A 20,364-nucleotide genomic window follows, 5' to 3' on the forward strand; every position below is an offset into this window, starting at 1 on the left:
TCGCCCCGGATGCCTCGCGACCAGGTGTTCTCAGAGCCTGTCGGCGGAGCCGGGGTCTTGTCCGAGACGTGGCCGTAGGCGTGAACCCTCCCGGCCGAAGGCCCCGCTATCGCGGTGGCAGGGCGCCTTCGCGACCACGAAAGACCAAACCGCGCCCTGCCGACGTCGATCGCGGCCGCGGGTTCACCCAGGACACTCAGATCGTCGGCCAGGCCTCCAGCGCCGCGACCATCCGCCGGGTGTGCGCCAGGTAATCCGGCACGGACAGGACCCGGCCGTCGATGTTCTCCAGCAGCCAGCCCGAGGCCGCCTCCGGCGACGCGAAGAACTGCGTGCAGACGAGCGCCTCGACGTAGTCCTGGCCGAGGGCGAGGTCGATCCCGGACAACCGCGACGCGGCGACCACGGCCTGTGGCGGGTCGACGCTCAAGACCCGTTCCCGGGTGAAATGGACCCGGACGTGGGCCCCGGTCGCCGGGCAGACCGCGTCCGCGTGCACGGGTTCGCCGGTGGCGACGGCCAGGAGGAACAGGTCGACGCGGTACCCGTCGGCGCTCGCCCGGTCGGCCGGGCGGGCCCCGCGGTCCATCACGACCAGCCCGTCGCGGATGGCGAAACCCATCAGGTCCATCAGCCGGTGGGCTTCGGCGGGGTCCATGCCGACGGTGGCGGCGAGTCTTCCGATGGCGATGGGGTGTCTGCCCGCTCTGGTCAGCTTGGTCGCGGCCCAGGCGATGCGGACAGCGGCGGTGCGATCCGTACGGGTGGTCAACAGGCACCTCCTCGCCTTCGTCCCGTTGAGATTAAGCACGAAAAGGTTTTCCGCCAAGTCACTGCGCCGAACGGCCGAATGCGTTGTGGGGTAAGAAAATTCACCCGACGTATCGAGTACCGGGAAGGCGTTCCCACCGATTGCGCGGGGCGGGACACACTTTTGGCCATACGAGCCGAAAGTCGCCCCTGTCGCCGCAGGCCGGCCTAGGGCCTTCCGACGAGGTTGCGAAAGCCACTTTCGCAACGTTGAAGGTTGCGAAAGTGGCTTTCGCAACGTGCCATCAGCGCAGGTGAGGGCCACCTAGCGGACGTGAGAGGCGCAGGCGCTTCACAGCAGTTTCAGTTGTTCCGCCGCCGGGATCACCACCTCCTCCGAACGCTGCACGGGCATCGTCACCTGCATTCGTTCCCCGTCGTCCGCACGGGCATCGAAGCCGTGACGGCGTAGCAACGGGCCGACGCGGGCACCCAGCCGCTCCCGGTACGCCTTCGGCAGATAGGCGCCGCGCGAGTACAGCTCGCGGTATTTCGGCACGAGCTCCGGATGCTCCCGGCCGAGCCAGCGGGCGAACCATTCCCGCGCGCCCGGCCGCAGATGCAGCGGGAGGACGGTGACCCGCGTGGCGCCTGCCTCGGCCAGCCGCGAGAACAAGGCGTCGAGCGCGGCCACCGAGTCGGTCAGGTACGGGAGCACCGGCGCGACCAGCACCGAACACGGCAGCCCGGCGTCCCGCGCCTTGCGGATCAGGTCGAGCCTCGCCCGCGGGCTCGGCGTCCCCGGCTCGAGGCGGCGCTGCAGGTCTTCGTCGAGCAGCGCGAGCGAGATCGCCAGCCCGGCCGGCACGTCCTTCGACACCGACTCCAGCAGCGGCAGATCCCTGGCCAGCACGGTCCCCTTGGTGAGGATCGACAACGGCGTGCCCGAATCCGCCAGTGCGGTGATGATGCGCGGCATCAGCTTGTACCGGCCCTCGGCACGCTGGTAGGGATCGGTGTTCGTGCCCATCGCGACGTGCTCGCGGGCCCAGCTCGGCCGCCGCAGTTGCGCGGCCAGCACTTCGGGCGCGTTGACCTTCACGATCACCTGCGTGTCGAAGTCCCGACCGGCGTCGAAGTCCAGATACGTGTGGGTGTTCCGGGCGAAGCAGTTGTGCGTGACCATGCCGTCGGCGATGAAGTCGCCGGTGCCGGTGGTGATGTCGAACAACGGCAGCTCGATGCCCAGCGGCTCGATGGACGTGACCTTCCGCCTGGTCCGGCCGATCGCGAGGCCGTCGAGCGACCGTTTCCAGCCGACGGCGGGATCGGCGAGATGGAAGAACCGCACCTCCTCCGACGGCCCGCCGAGGAGCTGCACCGTCCACAGCGGACGGAACTTGACGTTTTCGGTTCTCACGTAACGGAAACCGAAGTTGTCCAGCGCGGAACAGAAGGTCGAGACGATGTCCTGCTCGTCGTGCGTGACGCGCAGCGCACCGTGCCGGTAGCTGCCTGCGAGATCGAACAAGCCGGCGAGGAATCCACGCTGCCAATGGGAATCCGGCGAGGGCGGCACCTGCACGAAACCGACCGACGCGCCGAAATCGGGCAGGTACCGGAGCGCGCGATCCGCGGCGTCCTTCTCGGTCGAGAATCCGCCGGAGCGCAGCATCCCGCACAGGTATCCGGCGCGATAGCCGAGGGTGTCGTCCGGGGTGCGGGCGAGTTTCCCGACGCCGACGAGTTCGGTGCCGCCGACCAGATGCGGCCGTTGCGCGGCGCCGAACCGGGTACCGGTGACGTGTTTCCACCCGCGTCCGGTCAGGAACCGGTGATCGCCACTGGCCACGATGGACGTTCCGTCGTCGAGAGTCAGGCGGAACGCCGGCTTCAGCGTCGACCAGTGCGCGAGCACCTTCGTCGGCACCAGGCGGCGGCCCGCGCCACGCCCGCGCGTCCCGTAGATCGCGTCACCGGGCGCGAGCTCCGCCAGCGCCTTCGTCCGGCCATCGGCCATCAGGACCGGCGTCGCGCCTTCCAGGCAGTACGTGCACGCGTGAGAACAACCGCGGTACGGATTCACCGTCCATCCGAACGGGACACCCGACCCGTCGGGCACCTTGTTCAGCACGGATTTGGCGTGCACCTCGTGAAAGGTGACGCCGTCGAATTCGGGCGTGCGCACCGAACGCAGCAACCCGTCCAATCCGGGCAGGACCGGCTCGCCGCCGTCCGCCCGCTGTCGATCCCATCGCACCAGGCCAGTCGAACACATGTTCTAGACAGGTGTCAAACGTATGTTCGAACGCGGGTGATCTTCGCGGCATTTAGCCCTCTGGGTGCGGGCTAGAGCTTCGTGATCTCTTCCGCCACATACCCGGCGGGCTGGATCAGCCCCGCGCACCGGCTCTCCCCGCGCGGCGTCGCCGACCGGCGGCGCACCGTCACCGCGTAGAAGTCCTCGCCACCGCGCACGGTGACGACCCGGGCGTCGGATTCGAGCAACGGCTCCTCCTGGACGGCGAGCACGTCGTCCAAACCGGACAGGTCCAGCCGCCGCCGGAGGGCGATCTCCGCAAACTGCGCCCACGCCGTCCGGGCGGACGTCCGGCCGCGAAGCTGCTCCGGCTCGACCTGGCCGCGTAGGGCGGACTTGGCGACCAGCGCCGCTTCGGCCGGGTTGAGCTGGCCGTGCAGGAAACCGTCGGGGACCACCAGGAGATTGCCCGCCCAGCGGTCTCCGCCGACGTGGCTGACCTCCCAGGCCCGGCCGGGGTGATTGGTGTTGAGCGTCGAAGCCAGCGGACGGCCGAGCACCGCGCAGCACATGTCCTTCGTGCCGTGCGTGCAGACCAGGAACAGCGGCCCGTCCACTCGCGTGCCGAGCCCGCCCGTGCCTTCCGCGACCGCTTCGAGGTCCAGCTCGGCCAGTTCGCTCAGGTCGCGGATCTCCAGGCGCTCCAGCCAGCGGTTGCCCGGTTCGCCACCGCCGACGTAGACGGACCGGGGACGGTCCGGGTCTCGCTGATGTTTGCCCGGCCGACGGATCAGCAGCGGACGCAGCCCGTGGGAACGTCTCAAGTGCTCGAGCAGCTCGCGGCGCTCGGCGGGGAAGGCCTCGTCGAGGACGTTTTCCAGCGCGTCCGCGGGCCAGGGGCCCGGCTGCTCGATGAGCAGCCAGCAGCGCATGTCCGCCGCCGTGCCGGCGGGGCTCGCGCCCAGCATGCGCGCGACGGTGGCGCAGCCCGGCAACGCGGCGGGCGGCGCTGTGGTGTCCGAGAGCTGAGCGGTCATCGGCCGACCACTCCGGACTTCACCTTAGGCATGCCTTAGCTTACCCCGGCAGGCCCTCCTTCACACTTCTCGTCCCCTGTGACTTTCAGCCGATCGAGAGCAGACCCTGTGTGGTGAGCTCGCCGAGGAACGCCCGGACCGTCCCCCGATCGAGTTCGGACAGCTCGGCGAGTCGTTTGACCGCCTGCGGCGTCCCGTCGAGCAGCGCCTTCAGCAGCGGGGCCGCGGCGCCCGCGAAGACGAACCGTTTACCGTCCGCGAGCAGGGTCACCCGGCCGTCACCTTCTTCGAGCACCGCCCTCGGGACGAGGAACCGGACCTCGGTCTCGTCGCCGTCCGGCAGCAGGCCGGGGGTCGCCGCCCAGGGCAGCCCGACCCGCGGATGCGCGGGGGCCGCCGAATCGCGTTCGGCGAGGAACCTGCCGACGACGTCGCCGGTCAGCGCGGCTTCCAGCTCGGCCCGCAGCGCGGCGGCACGGGCCACCCGCTCCTCGTCCGTCCCGAACCTCGGGAGGTCCTGACGGAACACGGTGCTCGCCCGGAGCTTGTCGGCGAGCCAGGACACCAGGTCGATCCCGGTGGCCGGGCTGAACCCGAGCGTGAGGTGCAGCGACATCTCCCCCACCGCGGTGACATCGTGCCAGTGCCCGCGCGGGACGTAGAGGACGTCGCCGTCTTCGAGGATGAAGTCGTCGATCGGCTCGCCGGGCCGCTCGGGCTGCTCGACGTCGCGATGCAGCGGAGCGGGCCTGGTCGGGCCGTGCATCCGCCAGCGCTTGCGGCCGGCGACCTGGATGATGAACGCGTCGTGGTCGTCCCAGTGCACGTCGAAGCCGTGCGTCACGCCCCAGCCGGCGTACAGGTTGACCTGGACGCTCTCGCGGAGGTCGTGTTCGAGGCTTCGGGCGAGATCGCCGATCGGGTCGCTGAGTTCCTGGATGGCGTCGAGCACCATCGTCGCGCCGCCGCGGAGATGCTCGGTGAACGGAGCGGCCTGCAGGCGGGGGACGGTGCCACTGCGGCGGGTGGGGACGAGATCGGTGTAGCTCTCCATGGGCACCGGGGTGCCATCGAGCGCGAGGCGCAGGCGCGGGAACTCCAGGCGATGCTGCCGGAGGATCGCGTTCAGCGCGGGCCACGGCAGCAGGTCGGCGAACCGGCCCGCGCGGCCTTCGAATCGGCGGTAGGTCTCGCCCTGGACGTCTTGGAAGAACTGGCTGACCCCGAGCGGAGCCACGAGGTCAGCCAGTGTCGGCGTTTCGGGCACTCAGCCGTCGTTGCCGTCGTTGTCGGCGGCCGCGCCGTTGGCCTTCCCGCGGTCGACCGCGGTCGGGATCATTTCGACCTCCAGCAGCAAACCGCTGTCGGGAGCCTGCGTACCTGACTGTTCCTGTGCCATCCTGCCACCTTTTTCTCAGACGAGCGGACGGACCGAAAATCGGTCTGGAGCGCCGCCCAGCCTACGACACGTTTCGAGAAAATTCACTGTCCAGCAGGCAAAAACGGCCTTGTGAGCGATCTTCGACACCGCGGCGCCGGTTCACCCGGACAGCGGTTCTAAGCTGCCATTCATGGCTGATCCGGCATCCGTCCCCCGTCCGCGGTGGGACGTGCTCGCGGCCGTCGGCGCCGGCGGCGCGCTGGGCAGCCTCGCCCGCTACGGACTGTCGGTCGCGATCCCCCATCCCCAGGGCCAGTTCGCGTTTTCCACCTTTGCCACCAACGTTTCCGGCTGTCTGCTGATCGGGATCCTGATGGCGTCGCTGACCGCGTCGGAAGATCCGCACCGGTTACTGCGTCCCTTCCTCGGGGTCGGGATCCTGGGCGGTTACACGACGTTTTCGACCTACGCGACGGACACACTCGATCTTGTGACGGCCGGGCGCCCGTTCACCGGGTTGGCGTACGCGTTCGGAACGGTGGCCGCGGCGTTGGTAGCGGTCTACGCCGGGCACGAGATCACCCGCGCGGTGAAGAAATGACGCTCGTCTTCGTCGCGCTCGGCGGTGGTTTCGGGGCGATCGTCCGTTTCCTGACCGATCTCCGGATGCGCGCGTGGCGGGGTACCGCCTTCCCGTGGGGCACACTGGTGGTCAACATCGCGGGCTCGTTGATCCTCGGTGTCCTGACCGGCTGGGCACTGCACGGCGGCCAGCCCGGCGGAGTCCGCTCGCTGCTGGCCGTCGGATTTTGCGGCGGCCTCACCACGTTTTCGACGTTCGGGTACGAAACCCTGCGCCTGTTCACCGAGAAGACGCGGGCGCGCGCCGTGGTGAACGCCGTCGTCACGATGGCCGCCGGAATCGGCGCCGCGGCGGCCGGATTGCTGCTCGCCGCCGCCATCTGGCACTGACTCAGGCTTCGGGCGCCATCCGCCACGCCGCGGCCGCGACCGCCTCGCGCTGTTCGGCCGGGAGGTCCGCCGCCATCTCCTCCAGCTTTTCGACGACGCCTTCGTGCGCGGCGTTCGCGAGCCGGAGCCCCTCTTCCGTCAGCGTGATCTTCAGCGCGCGGCGATCGTCGGAATCCGCGACCCGCTCGACGAGCGCGCGCCGCTGCACGCGGTCCACCAGGCCGGTGACGCTGGACTTCTCCAGGTTCAGCATCTTGCCGAGGTCGGTCATCCCGACGCCCGTCTCCCCCTGTGCCAGCACGCAGAGCAGCTGAGCCTGCTGCGGCGTGAGGTCGTGGGACCGGCCGACGTCGATGAAAGCCCGTTGCACCAGATGCGAGAGCCGCACCAGCGCCGTCGCGAATCCGAGGTCTTCGGCCGTGGTCATGAGCGAAGTCTACTTGACGATCGTTCGGAGTACGAACTACTGTAGTTCGCAGTACCAACATTCCGTATTACGAACTAGGGGATCTCATGACCACGACCGTGGCCGTCATCGGCGGGGGATACGGCGGCACGACCGTCGCCAAGGAGCTGGACTCGTTCACCGACGTCGTGCTCGTCGAGCCGCGCGAGGACTTCGTGCACCACGTCGCAGCCTTGCGGGGACTCGTCGATCCCGAGTGGACGGATCGGCTCTTCTACCCGTACGCCCGGCTCCTCGAACGGGGACGGGTGCTCCGCGACCGAGCGGTGAGCGTGGACCAGGACGGCGTCACGCTGGCGTCGGGCGAGCGGCTCACGCCGGACTACGTCGTGCTGGCGACCGGTTCGGCGTACCCGTTCCCGGCGAAGATCGATTTCCAGGACAGCGCTTCGGCGAAGGCGAAGATCCGTGCCACCCGGGAGGAACTCGCGGGCGCGGAGAAGGTGCTGCTGCTCGGCGCGGGCCCGGTGGGGCTCGAACTGGCCGGCGAGATCAAGGCGGTGTGGCCGGAGAAGGCCGTGACGATCGTCGACCCCGCGAAGGAGATCCTGCCCGGTTTCCCGGAGGACTTCCGCGCGGAGATCCGCCGCCAGCTCGACGGACTGGGCGTCGAACTGCTGCTCGGCACTTCGCTGACCGAGCCACCGGTCTCGGAACCGGGGCAGGCCAAGACGTTCACCTCGGGGCTCACCGGCGGCGGCGAGGTGACCGCCGATCTGTGGTTCCAGTGCTTCGGCGGCGCGCCGCACACCGCGTACCTCGACGGCGAACTGGCCGCCGCGCGGCAGGCGAACGGTCAGGTGGAGGTGACTCCCGAACTGCGGCTTCCGGGGCAGCCCGGCGTGTTCGCGCTCGGCGACATCACCGCGTTGCCGGAGGGGAAGCTGGCGAAGGTGGCCGGTGACCACGCGGAGGTCGTCGTGGCCAACATCCGGGCGCTGGTCGAAGGCGGCGAACTGCGGGCGCACACCCCGGGCGGGCCGATGATCTCGTTGCCGCTCGGGCCTTCCGGGGGCGCGACCTACGCCGAGGAGGTCGGGATCCTGGACGCGGCGACCACCGCGGAGATCAAGGGGTCGCACATGATGGTGTCCCGCTACGACGAGCTGTTCAGGCAGGCGTAGCGCTCGTGAGTGGTAAGGACGGTCAGAACCGTCCTTACCACTCACGAGTCCCTAACGCGGAGCGAGACCTCGCACCTGGGCGAACGGGTCCTCACCCGTCGGCAGCAGCGCGATGATCGGCGTCGTCAGCCCGTTGTCCACATAGGACTGCACTTGCTCGCGACAGGAATCGAGGCTGCCATGGACGATCAGGTCGTCGACGACCTCGTCCGGGATGACCTGGTTCGCCTTCTGCCGGTCGCCCGCGGCCCATGCCTCGTGCATCGGCGCGAGCGCGTCGCCCCGGCCGAGCCATTCGTGGAACGCCGCGTACACCGGCACGGTGAGGTAGCTCGAGATGAGCATCCGGCCGAGCCCGCGGGCGGCGGCCTTGTCCTCGGTGGGGCACACGAAGATCCGCGCGGCCAGTTCGGTGTCCGGGCCGACTTCCGCCCGCACCTTCGGCACGTCGGAGGCGGCGAGCCAGTTGGTGATGGCGCCGTCGGCCTCCTTCGCGGCCAGCCGCAGCATCCCCGGCCGCAGCGCGGCGAGCATGATCGACGGCGGCGGGTCGGCGGGCCGCTCCAGCCGGAACTTGCTGACGGAGAACGACTCGTACTCCTCGGTGACCTTCTCCCCCGCCAGCGCCGAACGCAGGAAGCGCAGGGTGTCCCGCGAACGCGCGAACGGCGCTTCGAACTCGGCGGCGTTCCAGTTCTTCACGATCACCGGCGACGACGCGCCGATGCCGAGCACGAACCGGCCGGGCGCCAGTTCCGCGACGGTCGCCGCGCTCATCGCCAGCAGTCCCGGCCCGCGCGTGTACACCGGCACGATCGCGGTGCCCAGCCGTAGCTGCGGCGCCCACTGCGAGGCCAGCACCAGCGGCGTGAAGGCGTCGTGGCCCGCCGTCTCGGCCGACCACGCGTCGGTGTAGCCGAGATCCGGCAGCTCCCGCACCATCTCCTCGTGCGCCGCGAGCGGCACCCCGGTCAGCGGAATGGTGATGCCCCACCGTTTCATGCGTTCTCCTCGCTCTTGACCGCGTCACCGGACAGCTCACGCACGATCCAGTCCACCTGCGTGCGCATCAGGTTCTCCGCGACCTCTTCGGCTTGCGGCGTCATATGCGTCGCGCCGGCCAGCGGCAGGAACACGTGCGCGCGTCCCTTGGCCAGCAAGGCCGACGACAGGCGCAACGAGTGGGCGACGAAAACGTTGTCGTCGGCCAGTCCGTGCACGATCAAGAGCGCCCGCGAGAGGTCACCGGCGCCGGCGATCAGCGAGTTGTGCTCGTACGAAGCCGTTTCCTCCTGCGGAAGCCCGAGGTAACGCTCGGTGTAGTGCGTGTCGTACAGCGACCAGTCGGTCACCGGGGCGCCCGCGACAGCGGCGTGGAAGACGTCCGGGCGGCGCAGCACGGCCAGCGCGGACAGGTAGCCGCCGTAGGACCAGCCGCGGATCGCGACCCGTTCCAGATCGAGTTCCGGATGGAGCGCGGCCGCCGCGTGCAGGGCGTCGACCTGGTCGGCGAGGGTGACGTCGGCGAGCTTGCCCGCGATCTCCTTCTCCCAGGCCGCACCCCGGCCGGGGGTCCCGCGCCCGTCGGCGACCAGCACCGCGAACCCCTGGTCCGCCAGCCACTGCGGGGTCAGGAAGGCGTTGCGGGTCTGCAGGACACGCTGGGCGTGCGGGCCGCCGTACGGGTCGAGCAGCACCGGGAGCTTGCCTTCGCTCTCCTCGTACCCGGTCGGCAGCACCAGCGCGGCGCGCAGGCCCCGCTCCCCCAGCGTCAGCCAGGTCAGGTTCGGTACGACGTCGGGGTCCACGGTGAAGGAACCGATACGCGCCACGGTCTTCTCGCCGGACACGACGGTCACCACCGGGCCGCTGCGTTCCAGGGTCCACGACGACAGCACGGTCAGCGCGGCGGTCCCGGAGCCGACGTGCACACCGTCCTCAGTGGACAGACGACGGAGCTCGCCGCCTTCGGTGCGGAAGACGTGGATCTGGGTCGGGTCGGCCTCCGACGCGCTGAACAACACCTCGTCGCCGACGTGCAGGATCGACCGCACCTGCAGCCCCGGCGGGGTGACGGCGGCCCCGTCGACGACCAGCCGGTGGTCACCGTCGGCGGCGCTCTCGCGGACCAGGCGGCCGTCGGTCGTCCACGCCGGGACGCCGGCGGCGAGTTCGACCCAGTGCTCGTCGGTCTCGGTGTGCAGCACCTCGACCGCCCCGGTCGCCGGATCGACCGCCTGGATTTCGAGTTTCCGCTGGTCCCGCGACTGTACGGACAGCAGCGGCTTACCCGCGGCGGACCAGTGCACCGCGGCAAGGTACTCCCAATCGGTCTTCTCGACGTCGACTCGGGAGCCATCGAGGCCGAGGAAGGCCAGCGTCACGTCCGCGTTCGTGGTGCCCGCCGCCGGGTACGCGACGACGTTCGCCGCCGACTGCGGGTTCGCGGGATCGGCGATCGTCCAGCGCGGCACGGCTGTGCGATCCGAGCGCTCGACGAGCAGGCTCTTCCCCTCCGGCGACCACCAGTAGCCGCGGGTGCGGCCCATCTCCTCGGCCGCGATGAACTCCGCGAGCCCCCAGGCGATGTCGTCACCCGCCTCCTCTACGAGCAGCCGGTCTTCACCGGTGGCCCGTTCGATCACCCGCAGGCGCCGGTCCCGGACGTAGGCGACGTGCGTGCCGTCCGGGCTGGGCCGCGGGTCGACGACCGAACCGTCGACCAGCACCGACACCTCGCCGGTGGCCAGGTCGAGGGTGTGGAGCTTGCCCGAGAGCGAGAACGCGGCGACGGTGAAGGCGTCGTCGACCGCGTAGCCGACCACGCCACCACCGGTCTCCCGGCTGCGCTCGCGGCGGGCACGCTCTTCCGGCGGAAGGTCCTCTTCACCGGGCAGCAGCTCAGCGGCGTCTACCAGCTTCGTCTCCTCGCCCGACGCGACGTCGAACGACCACAGGCTGTGCCGGGGGTCGGTACCGGACTCGGACCGCAGGAACAGGATGCGGGAACCGTCCGGGGCGACCTTGAACTCTTTCGGCGCGCCGAGGGTGAAGCGCTGAGTGCGGGCCTGACGGCGGAGGAACGGGAGATCTTCGAGGCTGATGTCGGTCACCTCCGCACTCTTTCAGACGATCAAGCGGAGACGCCAACGCCTTCGAGCTTCTTCAGTTCCGTCTCGGGATCGAAGTCGGCGGGCGGGAACTTCGGGTCCATCTCCTCGATCGTCTCGATCAGGAGCCGCGCGACCAGCCAGTTGCGGTACCACTTGCGGTCGGCCGGGACGGCGTACCAGGGCGCGGCCGCCGTGGAGGTCTTGGCGAAGATGTCGGCGTAGGCCTTCTGGTAGTCGTTCCACTGGGCACGCGCGTCGAGATCCGCGGGGTTGTACTTCCACCACTTGGCCGGATTCTCCAGCCTGGCCTTGAGGCGCTTCAGCTGCTCTTCCGGAGAGATGTCGAGGAAGACCTTCACGATCGTCGTGCCGGCGTCGGTCAGCTCCTTCTCGAACGCGTTGATCTCGGCGTAGCGCTTACGCCATTCCGTCGCGGGCACCAGCTTCTGCACGCGCGGGACCAGGATGTCCTCGTAGTGGGAGCGGTCGAAGACGCCGATCTGCCCCGGCGACGGGAGCTGTTTGCGGATCCGCCAGAGGTAGTGGTGACGCCGCTCCGTCGCGGTCGGCTTCTTGAACCCGGCGTACCGCACCCCCATCGGGTTGACCAGGCCGAGCACATGGCCGACGGTGCCGCCCTTTCCAGAGGTGTCCATCCCCTGCAGGACCAGCAGGACACCGCGGCTCCCACCACCGACGCCCTCCGCGTACAGGGCCTCCTGCAGCTCGGCGAGCCTGCCTCCGGCGTCGGCCAGGTCCTTGAGCACCTTGGGCTTCTTGTGCGGTCCGACCGGGAACGAGCCCGGCTCGTGCCGCTCGCCGCTCTTGCCGATCCTCAGCGTGTCCCGGACGGAGACGGTGTCCTTTTTCGCCATCCGGCGACGATAACCGCGCTCCGCGCACCGCGCCTCCGGTGATCGAGGACGCCGATGCACGATTTCGCCACCCGAAGGAGTCGATACGCAATGAACAACGGGTCAAAGCAACGTTTCCCGGATGAAAGCAGCGGGATGGACATCTAACCTGAACGCATGACGACCGCCGACTTCATCGCGCTCGACGAGCAGTGGAGCACGCACAACTACCACCCGCTCCCGGTGGTGATCGCCACCGCCGAAGGAGCCTCGGTCACCGACGTCGAGGGCAAGACCTACCTCGACTTCCTCTCCGGCTACTCCGCGCTGAACTTCGGGCACCGCCATCCCGGGCTCATCGCCGCAGCGGTCGAGCAGTTCGGCCGGGTGACGCTGACCTCGCGCGCCTTCCACCACGACCAGCTCGGGCTGTTCTGCAAGGAGCTCGCCGAGCTGACCGGCACCGAGATGACCCTGCCGATGAACTCCGGCGCCGAAGCCGTCGAGTCGGCGGTGAAGATCGCCAGGAAGTGGGCGTACCGGGTCAAGGGCGTCCCCGACGGGACCGCGGAGATCATCGTCGCCGGCTCCAACTTCCACGGCCGCACGACGACCATCGTGTCCTTCTCCACCGACGAGACCGCGCGCGCCGACTTCGGCCCCTTCACCCCGGGGTTCGTCACGGTCAAGTACGGCGACGCCGAGGCGCTGCGCGACGCCATCACCGAGCGCACCGCCGCGATCCTGCTGGAGCCGGTGCAGGGTGAGGCGGGCGTGATCGTGCCGCCCGCCGGCTACTTCGCCGAGGCCCGTCGGCTGTGCGACGAGCACAACGTCCTGCTGATCGCCGACGAGATCCAGTCCGGTCTCGCCCGCACCGGCACCGTCCTCGCGCTCGACCACGAACGCGTCCGCGCCGACGTCTACACCCTGGGCAAGGCGCTGGGCGGCGGGATCATGCCGGTGTCGGCCGTGGTCGGCGGCAAGGACGTGCTCGGTGTCCTTCAGCCGGGTGAGCACGGTTCCACCTTCGGCGGGAACCCGGTCGCCTGCGCGATCGGGCGGGCCGTGGTCGGGCTGCTGAAGACCGGCGAGTTCCAGGAGCGTTCGCGGGAGCTGGGCGCCCACCTGCACTCGCGGCTCGGCGAACTGGTCGGCAACGGACTGGCCGAGGTCCGCGGGCGCGGGCTCTGGGCGGGGATCGACATCGCGCCCGGCGGGCCGACCGGCCGCGAGGCGTCCACCGCGCTGGCCGAGCGCGGCGTCCTGTGCAAGGAGACGCACGACCACACGCTGCGGATCGCGCCGCCGCTGGTGATCGGCCGCGAAGAACTCGACCGCGGTATCGACGCGATCACGGAGGTCGTCAAGACCCGGTGAACCTTTCGGGCGGGCTGTACGTTGCCTGTCCATGGGAGACGAGCGGGAGTGGGTGGAGCGGCCGCTGGTCGGCACCGAGTCGGTGTCGCCGGAGGACTGGTTCGCGAGGGGTAAGGCACTGCGGGACGAGGCGCCCTCCTCCGCGCACGACCACGCGGCGGCGGGTGAGAAGCGGCCCAGCGTGGCGGAGTTCTTCGCGCGCACCAACGAAGGCCGCCTGCCGGAACTGGTGGAACTGCGGCGCGAGCGCATGCTCGCGTCGCCGTTCACCTTCTACCGCGGGGCCGCCGGGCTGATGGCCGCCGACCTGGCGGGGTCGCCGTCGTCCGGGCTGACGGCGCAGCTGTGCGGGGACGCGCACGCCGCGAACTTCGGGCTGTACGGCACGCCCGAAGGCCAGATCGTCATGGACATCAACGACTTCGACGAATCCGTGCCGGGCCCGTGGGAATGGGACCTCAAACGGCTCGCCGCGAGTCTCGTGCTCGCCGGACGTGAAGGCGGCATCGGCGAGTCGGGCTGCCGTGAAGCCGCCGAAGACGCGGTGAAGTCGTACCGGCGCACCATCCGCGGGCTGGCGGAGCTGCCGTTCCTGCGGTCGTGGAACGCGCTGCCGGACGCGTCGGTGCTGAGCAAGGTCAAGGCGCACGACCTGGTCGACGACTTCGAGGAAGCGGCCGAGAAGGCGCGGAAGAACACCAGCGCCAAGGTCACCGCGAAATGGACCCGGCGGATCGACGACCACGAGACCGGCCTCGAACGGCACCGCTTCGTCGAAGACCCGCCGGTGCTCACGCACGTCGACGACGCGACCGCCGAAGCCATCGTGAGCGGACTGGTGTCCTATGTGGACACGCTGCGCGAGTCGCGGCGGACGCTCGTCTCGCGGTACCGGGTGTCCGATGTGGCCTTCCGGGTGGTCGGCACCGGCAGTGTCGGGCTGCGCAGCTACGTGGCGCTGTTGCACGGGAACTCCGGCGAAGACCTTGTCCTGCAAGTAAAACAGGCCGTCCCGTCGGCGCTCGCGCCGTTCCTCGGCCTGCCCGCGCCGGAGCACGAGGGACGGCGGATCGTCGAAGGCGCGCGGCTCGTGCAGGCCGAGACGGACATCCTGCTCGGCTGGACGACCATCGACGGCCTGCCGTACATCGTGCGGCAGTTCCGGAACCTCAAGGGCGACATCGACCCGGCGGAGCTGAAGAAGGACCACCTCGACGACTACGGCCGGCTCGCCGGCGCGTTGCTCGCGCGGGCGCACGCGCGGTCACTGCATCCGCGGCTGCTGGCCGGCTACTTCGAGGACGACGAAGACCTCGACGAGGCCATCGGGGCCTACGCGGTGCGATACGCGGATCAGACCGAAGCGGACTTCGAGACCTTCGGCCGCATTTAGTCCTCTGAATGCGGAGGGGTGGGGGCCGGGGAACAAACCGATCCGGCACCTTCGCGCGGCTCCTCACTGGGGTCGTGAGTGGCGATTCGGGTTCTAACCCGAATCGCCACTCACGACCACCTGGACCGATCGGCCGCATTTGGATGACTGCGGGCTAGACCAGGGCCAGGACGTCGTCCGCGCAGCCCCACGCCACCGTGATCCCCGCGCCCCCGTGCCCGTAGCAGTGCACGACCCGGCCCTCCCGGTCCAGCCGCACCTCGGGCCGGAACGGCCGCAGCCCCACCTTCGCGCCCAGCACGGGCGCGTCGGCCAGCGCGGGCACGAGTTCCCGGCACCGCCGCACGATGTCGGCGGTCACCCCGGGATCCGGTTCGACGGAGTCGCGCCCCGGCTCCTGCGTGCCGCCGCAGACGACGTGCCGACCGTGCGGGATCACGTGCCGCAGCACCGGCGTGGCCCCGTCGACGATCCATTCGGTCAGCCCCGGGTCGGCGAGATGGACGACCTGGCCGCCGACGGGCACCACGGTGCCGTCCCCCGCGAGCCGCCCGCCACCGAGCCCGGCGGCGTTCACGACGAGGTCCGCGTCGAGGTCGTCCAGCCGCGAGACGGTGCGGTACTCGGTGCGCACGCCCAGTGCGGCGACCTGTCCGGCGAGCCAGGCGAGGTACACCGGGGTGTCGACCAGTGCGGTCGTGAAGGTGAGCCGTCCCGGTTCGTGGTCGAGGTCCGGCATCGACAACGCCCACGAAGGCAGCGGCGCCTCGCGCGGGACGAGGTACGTCCCCCGGACCATGCGGACCCCCGGCGCGCCCAGGGCGCGGTACTCCTCGACGCTCGTCGCGGTCCAGCGGTCGACCCGGTCGGAGTTCGCCGCCAGCGGCGGGAAGAGCACGCCACCGGCGACCGCCGACGTCGTCTCCCCCGGCCGGGCGCCGGTGACCACCGTGACGTCGTGCCCGGCCACGGCCAGCCGGTGCGCGCAGCTGAGCCCGATCACGCCGCCGCCGACCACACTGATCCGCATCGAAAGCCCCCTTCGTCCTCGCGAGCCGTCCCTGCATGGTGACTGATCACCTGTCACGTAATCTCGCCGGATGAGCGGAAGAGGGCCGTACGGGGCGGTCGCGGTGACCTGCGCCGTGATCATGGTGGTTCTCGGCTTGCTGGTCTCCGGCGAAGGCCCGTCCGTCCCCGACGAGCTCGCCGTCAGGTGGGTGGAGCGGTCGTTCGGCCCCGACACCGCCCTCCTGCGGCTCCTGGTGCTGCCGACCGAGGCCTACGTCCTGATCCCGGTCGCGGTCCTCGCCGCCGTCCTCTGCCTGATCGGGGGGCGCAGGCTCGAAGCGGTGCTGACGATCGCCGGTCCGCTCATCGCGATCCTCGCGAACACCTGGGTGCTCAAACCGCTCTTCGACCGCTGGAAGTACACCTATCTCGCCTACCCGAGCGGGCACACCGTCGCGCTGGTCGCGGTGCTGACGGTGCTCGTCCTGCTCGCCCGCCCCGGCGTCGCGACGGCGGTCATCGCGACGGTGGGCGCCGTGGTGCTCTGCGGGGTCACGATCGGCATGCTCGGCCTCGGCTACCACTACCTGACCGACGTCGTGGGCGGCGCGCTCTTCGCCGTCGCTACCGTATGCGCGACGTGGGTACTGCTCAGCTGGGCTGCACGGCGTCGCGCGCCAGTGCCGTCAGACGGCTGACGGCGCGCAGGTACTTCTTGCGGTAGCCGCCGTTCACCATCTCCTCGGTGAACAGCTCCGGCACCGGCTCACCCGAGACCACCAGCGGGATCGCGCGATCGTAGAGCCGGTCGGCGAAGGCGACCAGCCGCAGTCCGACGTTCTGGTCCGGCACCGGGTGGATGTCGCGCAGGTGCACCCGCGTCACGCCGTCGAGAAGCCTGCCGTAGCGCGAAGGATGCAGGCCCGCCAGGTGTTCGCACAACGCGTCGAAATCGTCCACAGTGGACTCGGGATGCGCGGCGGCGGAGGCTTCCAGCGCCTCGGGGCTCGCGGGCGGCGGGGCGTCCGGCAGGCCGCGGTGGCGGTAGTCCGGGCCGTCGACGCGGCAGACGCCGAACCGGGCGGACAGCGACTGGATCTCGCGCAGGAAGTCCGCGGCGGCGAACCGGCCCTCGCCGAGTTTGTCCGGCAGCGTGTTGGACGTCGCCGCCACGAACACCCCCGCCGAGATCAGCTCCTGCAGCAGCCGCGTGACGAGCATGGTGTCGCCCGGGTCGTCGAGCTCGAACTCGTCGATCGCCAGGAACCGGTGCTCCGACAGCCGCCGCACCGCCTCGGCGAACCCCAGGGCGCCGACGAGGTGGGTCAGCTCCACGAACGTCCCGTACGCCTTGGGCGACGGCGTCTCGTGCCAGGTCGAGGCGAGCAGGTGTGTCTTCCCGACGCCGAAACCGCCGTCGAGATAGAGCCCCATCGGCCCGGACGGCGCGTCCTCCCCGCCGCCGAAGAACGCGCGCAGCTTCGACTTCGGCTTGCGGTTCGACGCCTCCGCCACGCGCTTCGCGAAGGCACCACAGGTGACGACGGCCTCGGCCTGGCTCGGCTCGTCCGGGTTGGGCACGTACGTGGAGAACCGGACCGCGTCGAACCTCGGCGGCGGGACGAGCGCGGTGATCAGCTCGTCGGCGGACAGCTCCGGACGGCGATCGATCAGGCGGGCGGGCATTCGCCGAGCGTAACGGCACCGGCGTGGCGGGTTCACCCTCCCTGACCGGGCGTATCCCCCGCTCAGCGGTGTCGTCGGGCGCGTGCTGGGATGGCGGTGTGCAGCTTTTGTGGCCAACGACACCGGCGGAGCCCGTCTCCGACGCCGACCTCGAACGGCTCTACGGGTACCCCGAAAACGTGAACCGTCCCTGGGTCCAGGTCAACTTCGTCAGCTCCGCCGACGGCGCGGCGGCGGTCGACGAGCTGTCCGAGGGGCTTTCCCACCCCGCCGACAAGCGGATCTTCCTCATGGGACGGCTGCTCGCCGACGTGATCCTGGTCGGCGCGGGCACGGCGCGCGCCGAGGGCTACCGCGGCGCGCGCGTCTCTCCCGAACGCGCCGCCCGCCGGGCCGCGCTCGGCCTTTCCGAGGTCCCGCCGATCGCGGTGGTGACCCGATCCGGTGAACTCGATCCCGAGGGCCCGTTGTTCACCGACACCAAGGTCCCGCCGATCGTCATCACCACCGGGAAGGCGCCGCGCGCCGAGTTGGAGCGCGCGGGCGCCGAAGTGGTCGTCGCGGGGACCGACGACGTCGACCTCCACCGCGCGCTCGCGCTGCTGGGCGAACGCGGGCTGCGCCGGGTCGACTGCGAAGGCGGGCCGGCGCTCTTCGCCGACCTGATCGCCGCCGACCTCGTCGACCAGCTGTGCCTCACCGTCGCCCCGCTGCTCGCGGGAGCGGGCGAGAGCCGGATCGCCCGCGGCCACCCGGCCCCGGAACCGCGTCGGATGGACCTCGCGTCCGTGCTCGTCGAAGACGGCTTCACCATGCTGCGCTACCGCCGCCGGGAGGGCGGGTGAGCGAGGCGGCCCCGGTTCCGGACGAGGAACTGGTGGCCAGGGCCGCCGCCGGGGACCACGGTGCCTTCGACACCCTGGTCCGGCGGCATACGGCCCGGATGTACCGGGTCGCCCTGCGGATCACCGGCAGCTCGTCCGAGGCCGAGGACGTCGTCCAGGAGGCCTGGCTCTCCGCGTGGCGCGCGCTGCCCGCCTTCCGGTTCGAAGCGGCGGTGTCGACCTGGCTCTACCGGGTGACGACGAACGGCGCGCTCGGCGTGGTCCGGCGCCGGAAACCGACCGTGCCCCTCGACGAGGGCGACGCGGGTGTCGTGCCTGGTCCGGAGGGTCACGTGGAGAGCGCCGAGCAGGTCGGCAGGGTGCTGCGCGCGATCGCCGAACTGGACGTCGGCCAGCGGATCCCGCTGATTCTGCGAGAATTCGAAGGGTTGACCTACGACGAGGTGGCCGAGGTGCTCGAAGTCAGCGTGCCCGCTCTGCGTGCCCGCCTGCACCGCGCGAGGGTGGCGCTGCTGGCGAAACTCGGCGACAACTTCCGACCCGGGGAACGGTGATGAGCGAGGATCCGCGCGACGACCCCCGGTGGCAGCAGGTGCGCGCCGCCGCGAGCCGTCCGGTGCCGACGCCGCCGGGACTGGTCGAGCGGGTGCTCCGCTCGGTCGGCGGCGCCCGCGGCAGGCATACCACCGCACCGCTCGACCTGCCCTCCTCCGGCGGCAAGACCCAGGTGTCGGAACGGGCGCTGGTGCTGATGACCAGGAGCCTCGCCGCCGAGATCGGCCGCGAGCTCGGCGGAGTGCACGTCGCCGCCGTCGCGCTCGAAGAGGACGTGCTCCAGGTGCTGGTGACGATCCGGTTCGGCGTCGAAGCGGCCGTCGCGGACCTGTTGCGCCACCGGGTCAGCGCGGCCCTGACCGGGCAGCTCGGCTCCGCCCCGCCCGCGATCAACGTCCACGTCGTCGACGTCCATCCGGACTGATCCCGGAACTGATTACCCCATCCGGGGGACATCGCGTGACGGCTCGGCATGCGCGCGTGTCCTGGTCGGTGAGAGCGTAGGGACCGCCGCGCGCGCAGGTCGCGCGGCACCGGTGCGAGAAGGAGCGAACTTCATGGCGCAGCCGAGCGCGAGCAAGCCCGACACCCCGGTGACGGGGTCGTCCCTCAACGAGGAAGGAGCCGCCGGCAAGACCACGATCTCGTCGGTGGTGGTGCAGAAGGTGGCCGGTCTCGCCACCCGCGAGGTGACCGGGATCCACGCGCTGGGCGGCGGGGTGTCCCGGGCCTTCGGCGCGATCCGCGAGCGCATCCCCGGTTCCGGCACGGTCACCACGTCCGGCGTCTCGGTCGAGGTCGGCGAGAAGCAGGCCGCCATCGACCTCGACGTGGTCGTCGAGTACGGCGCCCGCATCGTCGACGTCGCCCGCGCGGTGCGCCGCAACGTGATCGGCCAGGTCGAGCAGATCACCGGCCTCGAGGTGATCGAGGTCAACATCGCGGTCAACGACATCCACCTGCCCGACGAGAACGGCGGCGAGACCGAGTCCTCGCGGGTCGAGTGATGAACGGGACCCAGACCGGCCTGCTCGCCGGCCTCATCCTCGGCCTCGCCGCGACCCAGGGCTTCACCGCGTTCCTGGTGACGCTGGCCGTCGGTGTCATCGGCCTCGTCCTCGGCCGCGTGCTCGACGGCGAACTCGACCTCGGCGACCTGTTCGGCCGGGGCCGCGACAAATGACCGTCCCGCCCGAACCTGAGGATCGCGGCACCCTCACCATCTCGCCGTCCGTGGTCCGCAAGATCGCGCAGCACGCGGCGGACCAGGTCGACGGGACCACGCGCGCCGAGCGGCGGATCGCCGGGCTCGGGCTCGGGACACACGGCACGAGCGCGAAGGTCGGCGGCGAGGGCAACGACGTCGACCTCGTGCTCGACGTGGCGCTGCACTATCCGGCGCCGGTGCGGCGGATCGTCGGCGACCTGCGCGCCAGGGTCACCGAGGAGGTCGAGCGGATCACGTCGTACCAGGTCCGGGACATCTCGGTGAAGGTCTCCGCGCTCCTGCCCGACATCGCGCCCCGAGTCCGCTAGA

Annotated in this window: 23 protein-coding genes; 12 read left to right on the forward strand and 11 right to left on the reverse strand. The window is 70.5% G+C overall.

Translation table 11 applies throughout. The features are described 5' to 3' along the window. Positions 1 to 196 precede the first annotated feature (196 nt). The 5 genes from merB to NQK81_RS08730 all read right to left on the reverse strand — a co-directional run bounded on the left by merB (position 197) and on the right by NQK81_RS08730 (position 5,446). Entirely contained in the window at positions 197 to 772 is a 576-nt protein-coding gene (gene merB, locus NQK81_RS08710; protein ID WP_257487786.1) for an organomercurial lyase, read from the reverse strand. 330 nt (positions 773 to 1,102) lie between these two features. Next, positions 1,103 to 3,010 carry an intein-containing Rv2578c family radical SAM protein gene (locus tag NQK81_RS08715; protein WP_257487787.1) on the reverse strand — a complete coding sequence of 636 codons (1,908 nt, stop codon included), beginning with the start codon at positions 3,008 to 3,010 and terminating at the stop codon, positions 1,103 to 1,105. Positions 3,011 to 3,099: 89 nt separating this feature from the next. Beyond that, positions 3,100 to 4,047 (reverse strand): ferredoxin family protein, encoded by a 948-nt coding sequence (locus tag NQK81_RS08720; protein WP_257487788.1) that lies wholly within the window; start codon positions 4,045 to 4,047, stop codon positions 3,100 to 3,102. 85 nt (positions 4,048 to 4,132) lie between these two features. Beyond that, positions 4,133 to 5,314 (reverse strand): cupin domain-containing protein, encoded by a 1,182-nt coding sequence (locus NQK81_RS08725; protein WP_257487789.1) that lies wholly within the window; start codon positions 5,312 to 5,314, stop codon positions 4,133 to 4,135. Further along, the gene (locus NQK81_RS08730; protein ID WP_255431246.1) at positions 5,315 to 5,446 is read right to left on the reverse strand and encodes a hypothetical protein; all 132 of its coding nucleotides are present in this window, start codon (positions 5,444 to 5,446) and stop codon (positions 5,315 to 5,317) included. It abuts the gene before it with no gap. Between the two features lie 172 nt (positions 5,447 to 5,618). Between NQK81_RS08730 and crcB (NQK81_RS08735) the strand changes: the two genes are divergently transcribed. Together crcB (NQK81_RS08735) and crcB (NQK81_RS08740) are read left to right on the forward strand one after the other, a co-directional pair. Then, the gene (gene crcB / locus NQK81_RS08735; RefSeq protein ID WP_257487790.1) at positions 5,619 to 6,029 is read left to right on the forward strand and encodes a fluoride efflux transporter CrcB; all 411 of its coding nucleotides are present in this window, start codon (positions 5,619 to 5,621) and stop codon (positions 6,027 to 6,029) included. Then, positions 6,026 to 6,400, forward strand: a complete 375-nt coding sequence (crcB, locus tag NQK81_RS08740; RefSeq protein ID WP_257487791.1) for a fluoride efflux transporter CrcB — start codon at positions 6,026 to 6,028, stop codon at positions 6,398 to 6,400. Before crcB (NQK81_RS08735) ends, crcB (NQK81_RS08740) begins: the two co-directional genes overlap by 4 nt. A 1-nt stretch (position 6,401) precedes the next feature. On the opposite strand, the gene NQK81_RS08745 is transcribed toward crcB (NQK81_RS08740), so the two are convergent. Beyond that, entirely contained in the window at positions 6,402 to 6,827 is a 426-nt protein-coding gene (locus tag NQK81_RS08745) for a MarR family winged helix-turn-helix transcriptional regulator (protein WP_257487792.1), read from the reverse strand. A gap of 86 nt (positions 6,828 to 6,913) precedes the next feature. Between NQK81_RS08745 and NQK81_RS08750 the strand changes: the two genes are divergently transcribed. After that, positions 6,914 to 7,990 (forward strand): NAD(P)/FAD-dependent oxidoreductase, encoded by a 1,077-nt coding sequence (locus NQK81_RS08750; protein WP_257487793.1) that lies wholly within the window; start codon positions 6,914 to 6,916, stop codon positions 7,988 to 7,990. 51 nt (positions 7,991 to 8,041) lie between these two features. On the opposite strand, the gene NQK81_RS08755 is transcribed toward NQK81_RS08750, so the two are convergent. The 3 genes from NQK81_RS08755 to NQK81_RS08765 are packed head-to-tail and all read right to left on the reverse strand — an operon-like array spanning position 8,042 to position 11,978. Continuing rightward, positions 8,042 to 8,992, reverse strand: a complete 951-nt coding sequence (locus tag NQK81_RS08755) for an LLM class F420-dependent oxidoreductase (protein WP_257487794.1) — start codon at positions 8,990 to 8,992, stop codon at positions 8,042 to 8,044. After that, entirely contained in the window at positions 8,989 to 11,103 is a 2,115-nt protein-coding gene (locus tag NQK81_RS08760) for a S9 family peptidase (RefSeq protein ID WP_257487795.1), read from the reverse strand. The genes NQK81_RS08755 and NQK81_RS08760 overlap by 4 nt, the downstream gene beginning before the upstream one ends. A 20-nt stretch (positions 11,104 to 11,123) precedes the next feature. Further along, on the reverse strand, positions 11,124 to 11,978 hold the full coding sequence (locus NQK81_RS08765; RefSeq protein ID WP_257487796.1) for a PPK2 family polyphosphate kinase: 855 nt from the start codon (positions 11,976 to 11,978) through the stop codon (positions 11,124 to 11,126). Between the two features lie 156 nt (positions 11,979 to 12,134). On the opposite strand from NQK81_RS08765, the gene rocD reads away from it, so the two are divergent. Both rocD and NQK81_RS08775 read left to right on the forward strand, forming a co-directional pair. Continuing rightward, on the forward strand, positions 12,135 to 13,337 hold the full coding sequence (gene rocD, locus NQK81_RS08770; protein WP_257487797.1) for an ornithine--oxo-acid transaminase: 1,203 nt from the start codon (positions 12,135 to 12,137) through the stop codon (positions 13,335 to 13,337). A 31-nt stretch (positions 13,338 to 13,368) separates the two neighbouring features. Then, positions 13,369 to 14,730 carry a DUF2252 domain-containing protein gene (locus NQK81_RS08775; protein ID WP_257487798.1) on the forward strand — a complete coding sequence of 454 codons (1,362 nt, stop codon included), beginning with the start codon at positions 13,369 to 13,371 and terminating at the stop codon, positions 14,728 to 14,730. Between the two features lie 154 nt (positions 14,731 to 14,884). Here NQK81_RS08775 and NQK81_RS08780 read toward each other — a convergent pair whose 3' ends face one another. Then, positions 14,885 to 15,760, reverse strand: coding sequence for an FAD-dependent oxidoreductase (locus NQK81_RS08780; RefSeq protein ID WP_257487799.1), 876 nt, complete (start codon positions 15,758 to 15,760; stop codon positions 14,885 to 14,887). Between the two features lie 70 nt (positions 15,761 to 15,830). On the opposite strand from NQK81_RS08780, the gene NQK81_RS08785 reads away from it, so the two are divergent. Beyond that, positions 15,831 to 16,439, forward strand: coding sequence for a phosphatase PAP2 family protein (locus tag NQK81_RS08785; protein ID WP_257487800.1), 609 nt, complete (start codon positions 15,831 to 15,833; stop codon positions 16,437 to 16,439). Here NQK81_RS08785 and zapE read toward each other — a convergent pair. After that, positions 16,393 to 17,427 (reverse strand): cell division protein ZapE, encoded by a 1,035-nt coding sequence (gene zapE, locus NQK81_RS08790; RefSeq protein WP_126731625.1) that lies wholly within the window; start codon positions 17,425 to 17,427, stop codon positions 16,393 to 16,395. The two genes, NQK81_RS08785 and zapE, sit on opposite strands and share 47 nt — an antisense overlap. 98 nt (positions 17,428 to 17,525) lie before the next feature. Between zapE and NQK81_RS08795 the strand changes: the two genes are divergently transcribed. The 6 genes from NQK81_RS08795 to NQK81_RS08820 all read left to right on the forward strand — a co-directional run bounded on the left by NQK81_RS08795 (position 17,526) and on the right by NQK81_RS08820 (position 20,363). Next, positions 17,526 to 18,272 carry a pyrimidine reductase family protein gene (locus NQK81_RS08795; RefSeq protein ID WP_126731624.1) on the forward strand — a complete coding sequence of 249 codons (747 nt, stop codon included), beginning with the start codon at positions 17,526 to 17,528 and terminating at the stop codon, positions 18,270 to 18,272. Then, the gene (locus tag NQK81_RS08800) at positions 18,269 to 18,826 is read left to right on the forward strand and encodes an RNA polymerase sigma factor (RefSeq protein ID WP_257487801.1); all 558 of its coding nucleotides are present in this window, start codon (positions 18,269 to 18,271) and stop codon (positions 18,824 to 18,826) included. Before NQK81_RS08795 ends, NQK81_RS08800 begins: the two co-directional genes overlap by 4 nt. After that, the gene (locus tag NQK81_RS08805; RefSeq protein WP_126731621.1) at positions 18,826 to 19,251 is read left to right on the forward strand and encodes a hypothetical protein; all 426 of its coding nucleotides are present in this window, start codon (positions 18,826 to 18,828) and stop codon (positions 19,249 to 19,251) included. Before NQK81_RS08800 ends, NQK81_RS08805 begins: the two co-directional genes overlap by 1 nt. A 133-nt stretch (positions 19,252 to 19,384) precedes the next feature. After that, positions 19,385 to 19,834, forward strand: a complete 450-nt coding sequence (locus tag NQK81_RS08810; protein ID WP_126731619.1) for an Asp23/Gls24 family envelope stress response protein — start codon at positions 19,385 to 19,387, stop codon at positions 19,832 to 19,834. Beyond that, complete coding sequence (locus tag NQK81_RS08815; RefSeq protein ID WP_005157087.1) at positions 19,834 to 20,010, forward strand: hypothetical protein; 177 nt, start codon at positions 19,834 to 19,836, stop codon at positions 20,008 to 20,010. The genes NQK81_RS08810 and NQK81_RS08815 overlap by 1 nt, the downstream gene beginning before the upstream one ends. Further along, a complete protein-coding gene (locus NQK81_RS08820; protein ID WP_192745332.1) occupies positions 20,007 to 20,363 on the forward strand; it encodes an Asp23/Gls24 family envelope stress response protein in 357 nt (118 codons plus the stop codon). The genes NQK81_RS08815 and NQK81_RS08820 overlap by 4 nt, the downstream gene beginning before the upstream one ends. Position 20,364 lies beyond the last annotated feature (1 nt).

Origin of the sequence: Amycolatopsis roodepoortensis, assembly GCF_024628825.1 — a bacterium.
Taxonomy (GTDB): domain Bacteria; phylum Actinomycetota; class Actinomycetes; order Mycobacteriales; family Pseudonocardiaceae; genus Amycolatopsis; species Amycolatopsis roodepoortensis.

Coding starts and splice junctions, on each gene's coding strand:
- NQK81_RS08720 (WP_257487788.1), bottom strand. CDS start 4,047: ATGACCGCTCAGCTCTCGGACACCACAGCGCCGCCCGCCGCGTTGCCG.
- NQK81_RS08730 (WP_255431246.1), bottom strand. CDS start 5,446: ATGGCACAGGAACAGTCAGGTACGCAGGCTCCCGACAGCGGTTTGCTG.
- crcB (WP_257487790.1), top strand. CDS start 5,619: ATGGCTGATCCGGCATCCGTCCCCCGTCCGCGGTGGGACGTGCTCGCG.
- crcB (WP_257487791.1), top strand. CDS start 6,026: ATGACGCTCGTCTTCGTCGCGCTCGGCGGTGGTTTCGGGGCGATCGTC.
- NQK81_RS08745 (WP_257487792.1), bottom strand. CDS start 6,827: ATGACCACGGCCGAAGACCTCGGATTCGCGACGGCGCTGGTGCGGCTC.
- NQK81_RS08750 (WP_257487793.1), top strand. CDS start 6,914: ATGACCACGACCGTGGCCGTCATCGGCGGGGGATACGGCGGCACGACC.
- NQK81_RS08755 (WP_257487794.1), bottom strand. CDS start 8,992: ATGAAACGGTGGGGCATCACCATTCCGCTGACCGGGGTGCCGCTCGCG.
- NQK81_RS08765 (WP_257487796.1), bottom strand. CDS start 11,978: ATGGCGAAAAAGGACACCGTCTCCGTCCGGGACACGCTGAGGATCGGC.
- rocD (WP_257487797.1), top strand. CDS start 12,135: ATGACGACCGCCGACTTCATCGCGCTCGACGAGCAGTGGAGCACGCAC.
- NQK81_RS08775 (WP_257487798.1), top strand. CDS start 13,369: ATGGGAGACGAGCGGGAGTGGGTGGAGCGGCCGCTGGTCGGCACCGAG.
- NQK81_RS08780 (WP_257487799.1), bottom strand. CDS start 15,760: ATGCGGATCAGTGTGGTCGGCGGCGGCGTGATCGGGCTCAGCTGCGCG.
- NQK81_RS08785 (WP_257487800.1), top strand. CDS start 15,831: ATGAGCGGAAGAGGGCCGTACGGGGCGGTCGCGGTGACCTGCGCCGTG.
- zapE (WP_126731625.1), bottom strand. CDS start 17,427: ATGCCCGCCCGCCTGATCGATCGCCGTCCGGAGCTGTCCGCCGACGAG.
- NQK81_RS08805 (WP_126731621.1), top strand. CDS start 18,826: ATGAGCGAGGATCCGCGCGACGACCCCCGGTGGCAGCAGGTGCGCGCC.
- NQK81_RS08810 (WP_126731619.1), top strand. CDS start 19,385: ATGGCGCAGCCGAGCGCGAGCAAGCCCGACACCCCGGTGACGGGGTCG.
- NQK81_RS08815 (WP_005157087.1), top strand. CDS start 19,834: ATGAACGGGACCCAGACCGGCCTGCTCGCCGGCCTCATCCTCGGCCTC.
- NQK81_RS08820 (WP_192745332.1), top strand. CDS start 20,007: ATGACCGTCCCGCCCGAACCTGAGGATCGCGGCACCCTCACCATCTCG.